The sequence below is a fragment of the Malaciobacter canalis genome, assembly GCF_008000835.1.
Taxonomy (GTDB): Bacteria; Campylobacterota; Campylobacteria; order Campylobacterales; family Arcobacteraceae; genus Malaciobacter; species Malaciobacter canalis.
Genome location: NZ_CP042812.1, coordinates 1,075,161 through 1,089,612 on the forward strand (window position 1 = coordinate 1,075,161; position 14,452 = coordinate 1,089,612).

Genomic DNA, 14,452 nt, shown 5'->3' on the forward strand with positions numbered 1-14,452 from the left:
TTTTGGCCTTATTAATTTAAAGTTTAAATGCTTAGTTTAAATAATTATAACATTAATTCATAAAATTACTATTTATTAATTATCTATTTTTAAACTGTTTATTTTATATATATAATATAAAATAAATCATGTATATTTTTTGGTACAATAAAAGCTTTAAGGGAGACAAATGCAAACTATTTTATTTACACTATTTTTAAGTATAGCACTATCAACAGTATTTAATATAATTTTAAAGAAAATTGGTATTTCACATATTATTGGATATATTTTAACAGGTACTGTTATTAGTTATATTTTTAATTTCAATAGTATTGATATTCGCTCATTGGAGTTAATAGCAGAGTTTGGTATTGTATTTTTAATGTTTACTATTGGTTTAGAAATGAGTATAGAAAGAATCAAAAGAATGAAAGAGATTCTTTTACTAAACGGCTTTTTACAAGTTAGTTTAAGTGCTATTGTTATTTTTTTATTTTCTCACTTTGTTTTTAAAATACAAATTGTTCCCTCTGTCATTATATCACTTGCTTTTTCTTTATCTTCTACTGCTATTGTATTAAGTTATTTAAAGCATTCAAAAGATATTTATACGCCATACGGAGAAAAGTCAACTGCAATTTTGATTTTTCAAGACTTAGCAGTAATTCCTATACTTTTACTAATTTCATTTTTAGCAAATGATTCTTTAAGTGTTTCTCAAATCATTTTAAATACACTTTTCTCTGCTTTTGTTGTGATATTATTTCTATTTACAATAGGAAAAAAGATAATGAATTGGCTTTTGAGATTCTCATCAAATACACAATTAGAAGAGTTATTCTTAGGATCAGTTTTTTCAATAGTAATGGGAGCATCAATCTTAGCTCATGAGATGGGTTTTACTTACTCTTTAGGTGCGTTTATTGCAGGTATGATAATAGCTGAAACAAAATATAGAATTAAAGTAGAATCTGATATTGCTTCTTATAAAGACTTTTTACTTGGTGCATTTTTCTTTAGTGTGGGAACAAAAATAGATGTTTTTTATTTTTTTAATAATATACATTATATCTTTTTGATTTTTGTAGCAATTGTTTTAGTAAAAGCATTTGTGATTTATTTTATTATTAGAAGAAAATCAGCTAAAAGTACTGCTATTAAGTCTGCTTTATCATTGTGTCAAGTAGGGGAGTTCTCTTTTGCAATATTTGCACTTGCTTCAAATGATGGACTACTCTCAAGTAATTTGTCAAATTTTTTGATATTAGTTACAGTATTATCAATGATTCTAACACCTTTTATAATAAGTAATATTTACAAAATTGCTTCATATTTTGAAGTAGAGTTTTATGAATCAGATAAAATTACACCTATTAAGGCAAAAAACCATGTAATTGTTTGTGGTTTTTCAACTCTTGGAAGAATAATATCAAGAACTTTAAAAGAAAATAATAAAGATTTTGTTATTATATCAGATGATCTAAGACATGTGCTACTTGCAAGAAAATTAGGTTATATGGCATATTTTGGTCACTTAGATAAAAAACCTGTATTAGAATCTCTTAAAGTTGAAGACTCTTCAAGTATTATAATAACTTTATCAAATACAAAAAGAAAAAGACTTATTTGTGAGGCAATTCTAAGTTTTTATAAAGATGCAAATATTACTTTAAAGATAAATACAACTCAAGAGAAAAAAGATTTGAAAGATTTGAACATAAAGAATTTTGTTCATGCACATAAAGAGGTTGCAAGATTGTTAATTGATAGATCAATCTAATTTATAACATATTTATGTAAAAAATGTATAATTCAAAAAAATCCATTAAAGGTTTCTACTAGATGAGAAAAAAGTCTACTTTTCAATTTTTATTAATAGGTATAATTTTAGCAGTTTTAGTTACAACATTAAGTCTTTATAACTTAAGAAATACTAACTTGAAATCTTCTATTCAACATGCACAAATTATAGCAAAAGTTGTAAAAAGTGGTCTTACTTCTCATATGATAAATGGCAATATGGATCAAGTTGATACTTTTATTAACTCAGTTGCAGGAATGAAAAATATAGAAGAGCTTTGGTTAATAAGAAGTGAACTAGTAAAAAAACAATTTGGAAAAGAAGAGCTTAGAAACCCTAAGGATGACATAGATAAAGAAGCTATAAAAACAGGCCAATTAAAATATCAAATAAATGAAACTTTTACTAAAACAAGTATAAGAGTTACGGTTCCATATATTTCAACTATTGAAAATGGAATTGACTGTAATAAGTGCCACAATGTGCAATATGGTGAGACATTAGGTGCTGTTTCTTTGAAAATGGATATAAGTGATATAAAGCAAATTGGTCTTGAAATTACATATTTAATACCTTTTCTTATACTACTTGCAATCTTTTTAATAATAATACTTGCAAGAAAAAATAGTGAACACTATATTTTAGTATTAGATAAGCTTGCAAAAAGTATAAAATTAGCAATTGCTGGAAGATTTAAAGAGATACCTCATGAGTCTTCAAAAACTAGTGAAGTTGATGCACTAATTGATGATTATAATAAATTAATGTCAACATTTAGAGATACATCTTTGGATATTGAAAAAAGACTTCAAAAGTTTATTGGTCAAAAAGCTAACTCTTCACATATTAATCCACTTGAGAAATCAAAAGATATTATTAAAAACCTTTCAAATTTATATCAGTTTAAAAAAGAGATTGAGCTTGATAATAGTAAAAGTGAAATATATGATAGACTTGCTCAAGTATTTGAAAATCAATTTTCTATTAAAAACTTTGCTTTTTTTGAAATTGATTATACAAAAGAGAAAATGAGTATTATTAAAATAGTTGGAAATGCTTTATATTGTAAAGATAATATAATTGAAGATGCAGAGCTATGTAGATGTGCTAGAACAAAAAATGATGTTGTTTCTGTTGATTATCATGCAAGCTGTCCTTATTTTAAAAAAGATGATAAATTTCATTATTGTTTAAATGTTGAAATAAGTCAAAATAGATATCTAATCATAAATTTTGTTTGTGATACAAAAATGCAATTAGAAGAGTTAAAAGATAAAATCTCTTTTGTAAAAAGTTATATAAATGAAGCTACTCCTTCAATAGAAGTTAAGATCTTAATGAATGCTTTACAAGAATCAGCTTTTGAAGATGGACTAACTGGACTTTATAATAGAAGATTTTTAGATGAACATACTAAAAAACTTGTTCCACAAACAAAAAGAGAAAATTTAAATATTGGTGTACTTTTACTTGACATGGATCACTTTAAAGCAGTAAATGATGAGTATGGGCATGATATTGGGGATAAAGTATTAAAAGAGTTAGCAAGAATACTAAATGAAACAGTAAGAGAATCTGATTTGATTATTAGATATGGTGGTGAAGAGTTTATTGTACTTTTAGTTGGTGTAAATAGTGAAGAAGATGCTTTAAATGTTGCAAAAAAAATAGCTAAAAAAGTAAGAGAAAATGAGATTGATGTTTATGCTGGTAATAAACTTAAAAAAACAATTAGTATTGGTCTTTCTATGTTCCCTCAAGATTCAAACTCACTTGAAGGAGTAATTAAAAATGCTGATATTGCACTTTATGAAGCAAAAAATAGTGGTAGAGATAAAGTAGTAAGATTTCATGAAAGTCAAATTACAAGTGTAGATCTATTTTAGGTTTTATCATAAGCTTGCAAGTTTACAGTTTTGTAAACTTGCAAGCTTTTAGACTCTATTTTAATAATTCATTAAATTTAGCTAACCATTGTGGATGTGCAGGCCAAGCAGCAGCTGTTACTAAGTTTGCATCTACAAGTGCTTCTTCAAAACCTATATCTTTCCATGTTCCTCCATTTAAGTTTACATCTGGTGCGCAAGCTGGATAGCAAGAACAAGTTCTTCCCTCAACTATATTTGCAGCAGCTAAGACTTGAATACCATGGCAAATTGATGCAATTGGTTTATTTTTTGAATTGAAATTTTTTACTATTTCTAAAACTCTTTGATTTAGTCTAATATACTCAGGAGCTCTTCCACCTGGAACTACTAAGGCATCATAATCATTTTCATCTATTTCATCAAATGTTGCATTTAATGTAAAATTATGACCTGGTTTTTCAGTATAAGTTTGATCTCCTTCAAAATCATGAATCGCAGTTTTAATTTGTTCACCTGCTTTTTTATCTGGACAAATAACATCAACTTTATGCCCTAACATAAGTAAACATTGAAATGGTACCATTAACTCATAATCTTCAACAAAATCACCTGCTAAAACTAAAATTTTTTTTGACATAATTCTCTCCTTTATTTTATAATTCTTGCTTCTTTAATAAACTTATCCATACCCATGCTATCATGTATAATAAATACAATTTCATTATCACTAATAACTGCTTTACCCTTACCAAGTTCTACACGACTTTCTGCATTGTAATAATCTCTTTCTTGATATTGAATAGTATAGATTTCATCCTCTTTAATATTCATATTTCTTAACTCAGTTTGAGTATGTGGTATAAACTCCATAATTCTCCTTTTTCCATACATAAACAAATTATGGTAAAATAATGATTATAATCTACTTATAAAAGAGTAAAAACTTATTATTAGGAGAAGTATGAATAGATTTTGTATAAAAGATGAAATTAAAAACTATGTATTTATTTTACTGGGTTCTATAACTTTATCTTTAGGTATAGTATGGTTTTTTATTCCAAATGGAATTATCACAGGTGGAACCGCTGGATTAGCTCTTCTTTTACACTATATTAGCTCATATAGTGTTGGTTTTTGGATGGTTGCTGTAAATCTTCCTTTATTACTTTTAGGTATGAAATATTTAGGAAAATCTTTTGCAATTAGAACAGTAATCACAATTGTACTTATTTCAACATTTGTTGATGTTTCTTTTGAAATTTTACACATAAAAGCATTAGTTGAAGATGTAATACTTGCTTCAATTTTTGGTGGAGTTTTAATTGGAATAGGTCTTGCTTTTGTAATTAAAGGAAACTCTTCAGCAGGTGGTTCTACAATTATTGCAAGAGTTGTCTCTTCTAAAAGTGAAATAAAGCCAGGTCAAATTATTTTTATTATTGATTTTTTTATTATTTTATCTTCTTTATTTATATTTGATGAAACTGCAAAAGTTTTATGGAGTATTGTAAGTATTTATATTACTGCAATTGCTGTGGATAAAATATTAACAGGTAATTTAAATAAAAAAGTTGTTCATTTAGTAACTAATGAAGTTGAGCAAATGAGCAGTTTAATAAAAGAGCATATAGGTCCTTATGGAACAGTAATTAATGGTACAGGGCTCTATAATGAAAATAAAAAAATGATTTTAATAGTAATTGAAGTAACAAAACTACAATTATTGCGAGATTTGGTTAAAAAAAATGATCCTGAAGCATTTTTAATAATCAGTGAAGCAAATGAGATGCTAGGAAGAGGGCATTAACCTTAAAGTCTAAAGCTTTAAGGTTGCTACTACTTGAGCATGGTCTGATTGTAAAATTGAGCCATCTTTATTTTTTAGTAGGTGATTATTAAAAAGCGAATACTCTAAAACATCAATATCTTTTGAAACAAATATATAATCAAGTATATTTCCAACAGCTTTATAATAAGATGTAGCTTCTTTGATTTTTGTTTTTTTCAAAGCTTTTTCATATGAGTCATATAAAAAGTACTCTTTCTTATTTTTAATATCATAATCTTTAGAAAATAAATCAATATCTAAAAGAGCTTTATTTGTAAGTATATCAATAACTAAAGAGTTTTGCCTATCATTTAAATCACCTAATGCAACTATTTTTTTTTGATTTTTTAAACTACTTAAAATATCAAGTGCAAGATGATAAGCTTCTGCTAATCTTTGCTTTAATGATGTTGCATTAAGACTATTCATAGCATATATTGATTTTTCTATTTTCAAATTTATTGTATCATCTTCATTGAACTTATATTCATACTCATTTAATCTATTAGATTTTAGATGAAATACATATATTAATACATCTATATTATTTATACAAATATTTGCTTTTATTGGCAATCTTGAAAAATAAAAAGGCTGTTTTATATCAAGCTTTTCTAAAACTTCTTCATTTACCTCAATAGTACTAAGTTTATTTATCTCGTATTTTGATGCAAGAGCAACTGTTGTAGAGATAAAAACTTTATCATTTTTTTTATCAGTTTTTGCAGTATCAACTATTTTAAAATATTTAAAACCTAACTGTTTTGTCAACTCTTCTAAAGCTTCATATGAAAAAACTTCTTGAAAAGCTACAATATCACAATTCATTTGTTTTAACTGCTCTTTTATAAAACTATTTTTCTCTTCCCACTGTTTTATTTTAAATCTATCTTTTTGTACATACCAAGAATAGGGAGGTTTTGCGTATTGAAATAGATTAAATGTTCCTACTTTTATATTCATAGTGAAATTTTACTATATTAACTTTAAACTAAAAAATCTTAGTTATACTTCTTCTTTTAAAAAAGGGAAAAAATGGATATTTTAACTTTAGATTATGTAGATGTTTTTGATGAGAACAAAAGTAAAAAACTTTCATTCTCAAAAGAGTTATTAGATGAAAATATAAAAGAAAGTTCACTTTTTGTTTTAAGAGTTGATGGCAAATCAATGCAACCTGTAATTAATCATAAAGCTTTAGTTGTTGCTGATTTATCTCAAAAAGATATAAAAAATGAGAAAATATATATTGTTTATTACAATAATAAGATGTGGATAAAAAAAGCACTTATAAAACAAAATAAAACAGTTTTTGTATCAATAAACAAAGATTATAGCCATTTGGTATATGAGTTTAAAGATGTACATGTTGTAGCAAAAGTCATATTGACTTTTACTAAATTTTGATTTTTGAATCTTAAAATTAATCTGTAAGAATATCAAAACATAAGATAAATCTGCTTTGATTTATTTTAATAGTTTTTGAATAAGTTCTACACATACTTCCTGTTGCTTTTGAAATATATTTTTGACTTAAGAACTCTTTTGTTTTAGACTCTTTAGTAATATAATAATACTCTTTTAAATTATGGTCATCATTGTGTTTTGAAGCTTTGTAAAAACGATTTTGTATATTATTTATCAAAGTATCATTTATTTGGTTTCCTAAGTTGTAATCAATTAAATATATTGCTTCAATATTATTATTTTCTTTTAATATAAGCTCTAACTTTTCAAGGTGAAAATTTTGTTCAAAAGAGATCATTTTAACTACATCTTTTGTTAAGTGTTTCATTCTTTTTAAAATAGCTTGTTTTGTTTTCATATGCTTTTTAACAGCATCTTTATACTCTAATCCTATGATATTGATTTTATTAAGTAAAGACTCTTTTGTCTCTTTTTTTATTTCATCTATAGCTTTTTCAAAGTAAAAGCCTTGATATATTTCTATATGATTCTTCATACAAGTTAATATCTCTTCTTTTGTTTCTACTCCCTCAGCAAGTGTTAAAGCACCAATTTTATTAGAAATATCAACAATAGATTTTAAAATTGAACTATTTATATAGTTATTTTCAATATTTGATATTAAACTTCTATCTATTTTCACAATATCAGGTTGTATAATTGCTAATCTATCAAAACTAGAATAGCCAGTTCCAAAATCATCTATTGCAATAATAAAACCCAAATCTTTATATTTTTTACAAAATGTATTTAAAGCTTTTATATTAGAAATAGTATCTTCTTTTATTTCTAAAACAATATTTTTTTTATTTATATTAAGTTTTTCAACCTCTTTAACAAAATCTAAGTTAAAATTGTATTTTTCTGATTTTTCTATTACTGATGACTCAAAATTTAAAAAAAGTAATAAATTCTCATCTTCATCATAATAACTTTTAAATTTTCTAATAGCTTTTTGTCTAATATAATTATCAAACTCTTCAATAACCTTATCTTTTTTTGCTTTTTCTAGTAAAATATCTGGAGTTATGAGATTATTCTTTTTATCAAAGCCTCTAACTAAAGCTTCAAATGCGAATATTTTTTTATCTTTTATTGAAATTATTGGTTGGAAATAAACTTTAATTTTTATATTTGAAAACATATCTTACCTTTAACAATTGTATAATTATTATAACAGATATTAATTATTATACATATGGATAAACTGTTTATTTTTTATCTAATCAAAAAAAATAATTTTTTTGATATAATACACATAAACTACACGAATTTTAGTTAAAATCATATGAAAAATAGGATATAAAAGTGAATAGTAAAATTGGTTCTACCATTGTTTTTTTATGTTTTGTAACAGCTTTAATTGCTACTTTAGGAAGTCTTTTTTTTAGTGAAGTTATGCAATTTATCCCTTGTTCTATGTGTTGGTATCAAAGAATATTTATGTATCCTTTGGTGATAATATTTCTACTTGGATTATTATATCCTGATGACAAACTATTTAAATACTCAATTGGATTAGTATTAGTTGGATTAGCAATCGCTATTTATCATAATCTTTTAATGTTTGGTATAATTTCTGAAAGTGCTGTACCTTGTGTTCAAGGTGTACCTTGTAGTACAGAGTATATTAATTGGTTTGGCTTTATCACAATTCCATTTTTATCTTTAATTGCGTATAGTACTATATTGATTTTATTATATTTAGGGAAAAGAGGTTTATTTAAAGATGAAAAATAAAAAATTAGTATTTTTTACATTGGTTATTGTTGTAGCAGCTTTTGTTGCTGCTATTACGGTTTATAAAATAATTACAAAAAATAGTTTAGCTGCTTACAAAGATACTAACAACGCTCCATTTGTAAGAGAAAACTCTTATAGTTTTGGAGAGAATAAAGCAAATGTTGTTATTGTTGAGTATATGGATCCACAGTGTCCTCCTTGTAAAATATTTAACAGTGTTGTAAATGATATTTTAAAACAATACTATAAAGATGTAAAGTTTGTAGTAAGATATTTAGCAAATCATGATAATTCTGCTTATGTAATAAAGATTTTAGAAGCTTCAAGAGCTCAAAACAAATATAAACAAACATTAGATATAGTATTTAAATATCAAGAAGAGTGGGCTGATCCTTTAAATCCTAGACCAGAACTAATTTGGCAATATCTTCCAAAAGCAGGTCTTGATATGGAAAAATTAAAAAAAGATTTTTTATCTATTGATATAAGCCAAATGCTAGAACAAGATTATGAAGATGCTACTACTTTAGGAGTACAAGGAACACCAACTTTTTTTGTAAATGGTAAAGAACTTGAAACATTAAGTTATCAAGCTTTTTTTGATTTAGTAGAAAAAGAAATTTTTGAATAAGGAAAAAATATGAAGAAATTATATTTATTTACTTTAGTTATATTTGCTGTTATTTTTACAGGTTGTGGAAGTGAAGATGAAGCACAAGCTGTTGTAATTAAAGACTCAAAAAGTTTTAAAGAGTTAAAAAAACAAGGTAATAAAACTTATAGTTTAGAAACAACAACAGGTGAAACAATTAAGCTAACTGTTGAAAATGATAAATTAACATCAGAAGATTTGAAAAACAAAGTAGTATTAATTAATTTTTGGGCTACATGGTGTCCTCCTTGTAAAGAAGAGATTCCTATGTTTAATAGAGTGTATGAAAAATATAAAGATGACTTTGTAATTATAGGTGTTTTATATGAAAAAAATAAAGATATGAAAGCTCTTGCTGATTTTATGAGAGAGTTTAATATGAAATTTCCTGTTACAATAAACGAACAAGAAAACTTTAGAATGGCAAAAAACTTTGATGATGTAAAAAGAGTTCCTGAATCATTTTTATATGGTAAAGATGGAAAATTTTTAGAAAAATTTGTAGGTTTAGTAGATGAACAAACTTTACTAAATCATATAGAAAATAGTTTAAAATAGAACTTGATAGTTCTATTTTAAAACTTTATTGATACATAAAAACTCATATTAAATCTATTATCTTCACTTAAGAAATTATTTTTGTTATAGACTGCATAAGATGGCTTTGTAGTAGTTTCATACTCACTATTAACAAGCCATTCATGATATACCCAGTGAATAAATTTTAGCATATCTCCATGAACACCTTCTAAATCAAATTTTGCATATACTCCCTCTGAGATTTTAAATTTTGGTAATCTATGGCTATTTACATCACTTTTTTTCTCAGGTACGATACAAGCAATGTATTGGCACTCATTAAGTGGAGTAATTGTTGGATTATCATGAAGAAGCGCTATTTGTTTGTAGTTTTTCAAGTTATTATTTAAAATTAATGTTTGAAGTTTTTGCCAAGTATTTTTTATGTTTTTATTATAGCCTTTATTTCTAATATAAAAACTATCTAAACTTGGCATTTTAACTATTGTAGGTGTTATTTTTGAAAAGTCTGCATTTGAATTTAAAGCACTTTTTGATTGTTGTAATATTTTTGTTGAATACTCTTTATACCCTTTGTCTTTCCATTGTTTGGGAGTCATTTCAAATCTTTGTTTAAAAGCTTTTATAAATGAAGACTGGGAACTGTATCCACACAAATTTGCTATATTTGAAATTGTAGAGTATTTATTTGTTAAAAGTAAGTTTGCAGCTTTTTGAAGTCTAATTGATTTGATACTTTCATAAATATTTTTTCCAAAAGCCTCTTTAAATATTCTTTGCATATGAAACTTACTAACTTGAAAATCATAACTTAACTCTTCAATATCAATATGAGTGTCAATATGAGTGTATATATAGTACATAACATTATTTGCTATTTTTACTCTTTTTTGTAGTGTTTCTTTTTTCATAAAAATATTTTAGCATAAATAACTTATAAATGTAGCACAAATGAATAATATAATTAGCACAAATAAACAATAAAACTAGCACAAAAGAAGAAGAATTATTTCTTTTATAAGTTTAAAATATAGGAAAAAAAATAGGAAATATTGTGAAAAAGATTTCAAAAGTTTTAATAGCAAATAGAGGAGAAATTGCCTTAAGAATAATTAGAGCATGTAAAGAGTTAGATATTATAAGTGTTGCTATTTTTTCAGAGGTTGATGTTGAGGGAGTTTGGGTTAGGAAAGCTGATGAGTGTTATCCTATTATGAAAGATCCAATAAATGCTTATTTAGATTTTAATATAATTATATCAATTGCAAAAAAAGCAAATTGTGATGCTATTCACCCTGGATATGGATTTTTAAGTGAGAATGCGCAGTTTGCAAAAGCATGTGAAGAAAATGGAATAATTTTTATAGGTCCTAAGCCTGAGCATATTGCTTTATTTGGTGATAAAATGGCTTCAAAGGTTGCTATGAAAAAAGTGGGTGTTCCTGTACTTGAGGGAACAAATGAACCAATTGATGATGTAAATAAAGCTGAAGATATTGCAAAAGATATTGGTTTTCCTGTGATTATAAAAGCTGCATTTGGTGGCGGTGGTAGAGGTATGAGAATTGTCAAAAATCAAAAAGATTTTAAACAAATGTTTGAAAGTGCTACAAATGAGGCTATAAAATATTTTGGTAGAGGTGAAGTATTTATTGAAAAGTTTGTAGAGAATCCAAGACATATTGAAGTACAAATTATTGCTGATAAGTATGGAAATGTATTACATTTGGGTGAAAGGGATTGTTCAATTCAAAGAAGACATCAAAAAGTAATTGAAGTAGCTCCATCTCCTAGATTAAACAGTGATGTGAGAAAAGAACTTTATGATATTGCAACAAATGCAATGATTAAATTAGGTTATGAAAATGTAGGAACTGTTGAGTTTTTACTTGATGATAAAGATAATATATATTTTATAGAAATGAATACAAGAGTGCAAGTTGAACATCCTGTAACTGAAATTATTTCAGGTGTTGATATTATTCAAAGAATGATACAAATTGCAGAGGGGGATAAACTTCAACTCTCTCAAGATGAGATAAAATTTAGAGGATATGCTATTGAGTTTAGAATTAATGCTGAAAACCCTCAAAAAAACTTTATGCCATCAGTTGGTACTATTACAAAATATTTAACTCCTGGTGGTCCTGGTGTAAGACTTGATACTTCTATTTATTCAGGTTATAAAGTTCCAGCAAATTATGATTCAATGATTGGGAAACTTATAGTTTGGTCATTAGATTGGCAAGGTGCAGTAAAAAAAGCTAAAAGAGCTTTGGATGAGTTTTATATTGAAGGTTTTCCTACAAATATACCATTGCATAGGGAAATAGTAAGGGATGAAGATTTTAAAGTAGGAAATTTCAATACTAGTTATTTAGATGAAAAACTTGAAACATTTACTTTACAAACACAAGAACATATAAAAGAAGAAGAACAAAAAGTAGCAAAAATTATCTCTTTTATAGCAAAAATTAAAGAAAAAAATATTAAAGTTAAACATTAGGAGTGAAATATGGGTTTAGAGCAATTAATTCAAGGAAATTTAACTTTTAAAAATTCAATGTTTAAAGATTATAAAGATGATTTTAATACATTGGTTGAAAAAGGACAAAGTCCTGAAGTGTTATTTATTGGTTGTAGTGATAGTAGAGTTGTTCCAGATTTGATAATGGATTCAAAGCCTGGGGATATGTTTATTCTTAGAAATGTAGGTAATTTTGTACCACCTTTTGAGGCTGATTTTGATTTTCATGGAAGTTCTGCTGCTATTGAGTTTGCTGTAAGTGTTTTAAATGTAAAACATATTATAGTTTGTGGACATTCACATTGTGGTGCTTGTAAAGCATTATATAGTGAAATAGAAGATGATAATATAGGTCTTGTGCATGTTAAAAAATGGTTAGAATTGGGTAAAAAAGCAAGAAATTATGTGCTTAATAACTATTTGGATTTATCTGCTGAAGAGATTTATACTAAAACTGAAAAAAGTTCAGTGGTTTATCAACTAAGAAACTTATTAACTTATCCAGAAATTAAGAGAAAAGTTGAAGAAAAAACACTTGAAATTCATGGGTGGTATTATAAAATTGAAGATGGTTCAATTATGTATTATGATACAAAAGATGAAAAGTTTAAGCAATTAAGAGACTCTTTAAAATAAAGAGTCTTTTATATAAGTTTTTTGCTTGTGATAATTACACCATCACAATCAGCATAAATATAATCACCACTATTTACAGTAATTCCCTCAAACATAAGTTCAACATCTTTTAAACCTTGAGTTTTTTCAAAGTTTCTTTGAGGACAAGTTCCAATAGCTAATAAGCCTACATCAATATCTTTTGTTACATCAATATCTCTTACATAGCCATTTATAATAATTGCTTCATAGTTATTATTTTTTGCAAAGTCCATAAGTTTATCACCAACAATAGCATAAAACTCTTGGTTTGCATCTACTACAACAACTTTTCCCTTACCATCTTCTTCTTTTAATGTTGAAATTAGTATCCAATTACTTTTATCAAGTTTAATAGTTACAACTTCACCTTGGAATTTTGTTTTCTTTCCATAGTTCTTAAATTTTGGTGATAATACTTGAATCTTCTCTTGATCTTTAAAATCATCACATATATCTGCAGTACTAAAAGACATAATACTCCTTTTTTTTATTGTCTAGCTTTTTTATTATAGTACAATAGTATGTATATAAAGTGTTTGATTTAGTAAAATATAGAATAATTTTTAAGCTTAGTTTTATTTTTTAATTCTATATAAAGTTAAAGCAATAATAGATATTTTATAAGAAAGTCATATAAATCGTGTTAGTATTTTAAAACAAAGGAACAATATATGCAAACAATTGATTTTATTTTAATATCACTAACTCTTTTAGGTATTTATATACTTATAAGAAAAAAGTTTTTAAAAACTAAAATTATAAATTCTAAAACTCAAAAAAAAGAGGATATTATAAAAGAGTATGAAAATGAAATGACAAGAATTTTATATGAGTTTAAAGATGACGAAAAGCAATTATCTATTAAAAGAAAAGAGTTTTTAATAAAAGTAAATAAAGAATTAGCAATGAATATCTTTTTTGATGCCAATGAAACACAAGAGATAATTCAAAGATTGATAAATATTAAACTTAATTAATAGTATAAATTTTGTTATAATTTATCTACAAACTAACAAAAGGAGCTTATCATGCAACTAAGAGGGATTACAATTGATTTTGATGATAGAAAAACTTGTGGTTTACTACCAGATTTATGTTTAGAATGGGACGAAAAATCTGAAGAACTAGAAGATAATCAAAAATTGATTGACTATTGGGAAAATAATATGGAAAAAGTTTTATCAAAGACAGATAAAATAGTTAGTGGAAATATTGGTTCTAAAGCAGTTGTTTATTCAGCAAATGAAGAAGCAATTAGTATAATAAGAGATACTTTTAAAGATTTAAATCTGTCATCTATTGAATATGAAGATATCGCAAAGTGTGAAAGATGTTTGAAGTATGATTATTTAGATAAAAATTTTATTTCACCTTTTAAATAAATTAA

At 25.6% G+C, this 14,452-nt stretch carries 17 protein-coding genes; 11 read left to right on the forward strand and 6 right to left on the reverse strand.

Annotation, left to right across the window (positions count from 1 at the left end; genetic code table 11):
• The first annotated feature begins 169 nt into the window (after positions 1 to 169).
• Positions 170 to 1,762: a cation:proton antiporter domain-containing protein gene (locus tag ACAN_RS05470; protein ID WP_099334123.1), complete on the forward strand. Its 1,593-nt coding sequence runs from the start codon at positions 170 to 172 to the stop codon at positions 1,760 to 1,762.
• Between the two features lie 62 nt (positions 1,763 to 1,824).
• Positions 1,825 to 3,669: a GGDEF domain-containing protein gene (locus ACAN_RS05475; RefSeq protein ID WP_099334124.1), complete on the forward strand. Its 1,845-nt coding sequence runs from the start codon at positions 1,825 to 1,827 to the stop codon at positions 3,667 to 3,669.
• Positions 3,670 to 3,724: 55 nt separating this feature from the next.
• Here ACAN_RS05475 and ACAN_RS05480 read toward each other — a convergent pair whose 3' ends face one another.
• Together ACAN_RS05480 and ACAN_RS05485 are read right to left on the reverse strand one after the other, a co-directional pair.
• Positions 3,725 to 4,288, reverse strand: coding sequence for a DJ-1/PfpI family protein (locus ACAN_RS05480; protein WP_196778774.1), 564 nt, complete (start codon positions 4,286 to 4,288; stop codon positions 3,725 to 3,727).
• 11 nt (positions 4,289 to 4,299) lie between these two features.
• Positions 4,300 to 4,521 (reverse strand): hypothetical protein, encoded by a 222-nt coding sequence (locus tag ACAN_RS05485; RefSeq protein ID WP_079577168.1) that lies wholly within the window; start codon positions 4,519 to 4,521, stop codon positions 4,300 to 4,302.
• Positions 4,522 to 4,612: 91 nt separating this feature from the next.
• Between ACAN_RS05485 and ACAN_RS05490 the strand changes: the two genes are divergently transcribed.
• A complete protein-coding gene (locus ACAN_RS05490; RefSeq protein ID WP_099334126.1) occupies positions 4,613 to 5,458 on the forward strand; it encodes a YitT family protein in 846 nt (281 codons plus the stop codon).
• 9 nt (positions 5,459 to 5,467) lie between these two features.
• On the opposite strand, the gene ACAN_RS05495 is transcribed toward ACAN_RS05490, so the two are convergent.
• Positions 5,468 to 6,442 (reverse strand): endonuclease/exonuclease/phosphatase family protein, encoded by a 975-nt coding sequence (locus ACAN_RS05495; protein ID WP_099334127.1) that lies wholly within the window; start codon positions 6,440 to 6,442, stop codon positions 5,468 to 5,470.
• Positions 6,443 to 6,514: 72 nt separating this feature from the next.
• Between ACAN_RS05495 and ACAN_RS05500 the strand changes: the two genes are divergently transcribed.
• Positions 6,515 to 6,886, forward strand: a complete 372-nt coding sequence (locus ACAN_RS05500) for a S24 family peptidase (protein ID WP_099334128.1) — start codon at positions 6,515 to 6,517, stop codon at positions 6,884 to 6,886.
• 16 nt (positions 6,887 to 6,902) lie between these two features.
• On the opposite strand, the gene ACAN_RS05505 is transcribed toward ACAN_RS05500, so the two are convergent.
• The gene (locus tag ACAN_RS05505; RefSeq protein WP_099334129.1) at positions 6,903 to 8,090 is read right to left on the reverse strand and encodes an EAL domain-containing protein; all 1,188 of its coding nucleotides are present in this window, start codon (positions 8,088 to 8,090) and stop codon (positions 6,903 to 6,905) included.
• Between the two features lie 164 nt (positions 8,091 to 8,254).
• Between ACAN_RS05505 and ACAN_RS05510 the strand changes: the two genes are divergently transcribed.
• From ACAN_RS05510 to ACAN_RS05520, 3 genes are read left to right on the forward strand one after another with little or no spacing between them, the layout of a single operon-like run.
• Positions 8,255 to 8,686 (forward strand): disulfide oxidoreductase, encoded by a 432-nt coding sequence (locus ACAN_RS05510; protein WP_099334130.1) that lies wholly within the window; start codon positions 8,255 to 8,257, stop codon positions 8,684 to 8,686.
• Positions 8,676 to 9,320, forward strand: a complete 645-nt coding sequence (locus ACAN_RS05515) for a DsbA family protein (RefSeq protein WP_099334131.1) — start codon at positions 8,676 to 8,678, stop codon at positions 9,318 to 9,320. Before ACAN_RS05510 ends, ACAN_RS05515 begins: the two co-directional genes overlap by 11 nt.
• A gap of 9 nt (positions 9,321 to 9,329) precedes the next feature.
• Positions 9,330 to 9,899 (forward strand): TlpA family protein disulfide reductase, encoded by a 570-nt coding sequence (locus tag ACAN_RS05520; protein ID WP_099334132.1) that lies wholly within the window; start codon positions 9,330 to 9,332, stop codon positions 9,897 to 9,899.
• Positions 9,900 to 9,916: 17 nt separating this feature from the next.
• Here ACAN_RS05520 and ACAN_RS05525 read toward each other — a convergent pair whose 3' ends face one another.
• Positions 9,917 to 10,792, reverse strand: coding sequence for an AraC family transcriptional regulator (locus ACAN_RS05525; RefSeq protein ID WP_099334133.1), 876 nt, complete (start codon positions 10,790 to 10,792; stop codon positions 9,917 to 9,919).
• A 143-nt stretch (positions 10,793 to 10,935) separates the two neighbouring features.
• Between ACAN_RS05525 and ACAN_RS05530 the strand changes: the two genes are divergently transcribed.
• Positions 10,936 to 12,387 (forward strand): acetyl-CoA carboxylase biotin carboxylase subunit, encoded by a 1,452-nt coding sequence (locus tag ACAN_RS05530; RefSeq protein WP_099334134.1) that lies wholly within the window; start codon positions 10,936 to 10,938, stop codon positions 12,385 to 12,387.
• A 9-nt stretch (positions 12,388 to 12,396) separates the two neighbouring features.
• Entirely contained in the window at positions 12,397 to 13,044 is a 648-nt protein-coding gene (locus tag ACAN_RS05535; protein WP_099334135.1) for a carbonic anhydrase, read from the forward strand.
• Between the two features lie 8 nt (positions 13,045 to 13,052).
• Here ACAN_RS05535 and rraA read toward each other — a convergent pair whose 3' ends face one another.
• A complete protein-coding gene (gene rraA / locus ACAN_RS05540) occupies positions 13,053 to 13,538 on the reverse strand; it encodes a ribonuclease E activity regulator RraA (protein WP_099334136.1) in 486 nt (161 codons plus the stop codon).
• Between the two features lie 198 nt (positions 13,539 to 13,736).
• Here rraA and ACAN_RS05545 point away from each other — a divergent pair, with 198 nt between their 5' ends.
• Positions 13,737 to 14,042 (forward strand): hypothetical protein, encoded by a 306-nt coding sequence (locus tag ACAN_RS05545; protein ID WP_099334137.1) that lies wholly within the window; start codon positions 13,737 to 13,739, stop codon positions 14,040 to 14,042.
• Between the two features lie 51 nt (positions 14,043 to 14,093).
• Complete coding sequence (locus ACAN_RS05550) at positions 14,094 to 14,447, forward strand: hypothetical protein (RefSeq protein WP_079577180.1); 354 nt, start codon at positions 14,094 to 14,096, stop codon at positions 14,445 to 14,447.
• Positions 14,448 to 14,452: the final 5 nt, after the last annotated feature.

What these genes read in the sequence shown, in the direction of transcription:
- rraA (WP_099334136.1), bottom strand. Translation starts at nt 13,538, where the DNA reads ATGTCTTTTAGTACTGCAGATATATGTGATGATTTTAAAGATCAAGAG.
- ACAN_RS05475 (WP_099334124.1), top strand. Translation starts at nt 1,825, where the DNA reads ATGAGAAAAAAGTCTACTTTTCAATTTTTATTAATAGGTATAATTTTA.
- ACAN_RS05535 (WP_099334135.1), top strand. Translation starts at nt 12,397, where the DNA reads ATGGGTTTAGAGCAATTAATTCAAGGAAATTTAACTTTTAAAAATTCA.
- ACAN_RS05470 (WP_099334123.1), top strand. Translation starts at nt 170, where the DNA reads ATGCAAACTATTTTATTTACACTATTTTTAAGTATAGCACTATCAACA.
- ACAN_RS05520 (WP_099334132.1), top strand. Translation starts at nt 9,330, where the DNA reads ATGAAGAAATTATATTTATTTACTTTAGTTATATTTGCTGTTATTTTT.
- ACAN_RS05485 (WP_079577168.1), bottom strand. Translation starts at nt 4,521, where the DNA reads ATGGAGTTTATACCACATACTCAAACTGAGTTAAGAAATATGAATATT.
- ACAN_RS05505 (WP_099334129.1), bottom strand. Translation starts at nt 8,090, where the DNA reads ATGTTTTCAAATATAAAAATTAAAGTTTATTTCCAACCAATAATTTCA.
- ACAN_RS05490 (WP_099334126.1), top strand. Translation starts at nt 4,613, where the DNA reads ATGAATAGATTTTGTATAAAAGATGAAATTAAAAACTATGTATTTATT.
- ACAN_RS05480 (WP_196778774.1), bottom strand. Translation starts at nt 4,288, where the DNA reads ATGTCAAAAAAAATTTTAGTTTTAGCAGGTGATTTTGTTGAAGATTAT.
- ACAN_RS05550 (WP_079577180.1), top strand. Translation starts at nt 14,094, where the DNA reads ATGCAACTAAGAGGGATTACAATTGATTTTGATGATAGAAAAACTTGT.
- ACAN_RS05515 (WP_099334131.1), top strand. Translation starts at nt 8,676, where the DNA reads ATGAAAAATAAAAAATTAGTATTTTTTACATTGGTTATTGTTGTAGCA.
- ACAN_RS05500 (WP_099334128.1), top strand. Translation starts at nt 6,515, where the DNA reads ATGGATATTTTAACTTTAGATTATGTAGATGTTTTTGATGAGAACAAA.
- ACAN_RS05495 (WP_099334127.1), bottom strand. Translation starts at nt 6,442, where the DNA reads ATGAATATAAAAGTAGGAACATTTAATCTATTTCAATACGCAAAACCT.
- ACAN_RS05525 (WP_099334133.1), bottom strand. Translation starts at nt 10,792, where the DNA reads ATGAAAAAAGAAACACTACAAAAAAGAGTAAAAATAGCAAATAATGTT.
- ACAN_RS05545 (WP_099334137.1), top strand. Translation starts at nt 13,737, where the DNA reads ATGCAAACAATTGATTTTATTTTAATATCACTAACTCTTTTAGGTATT.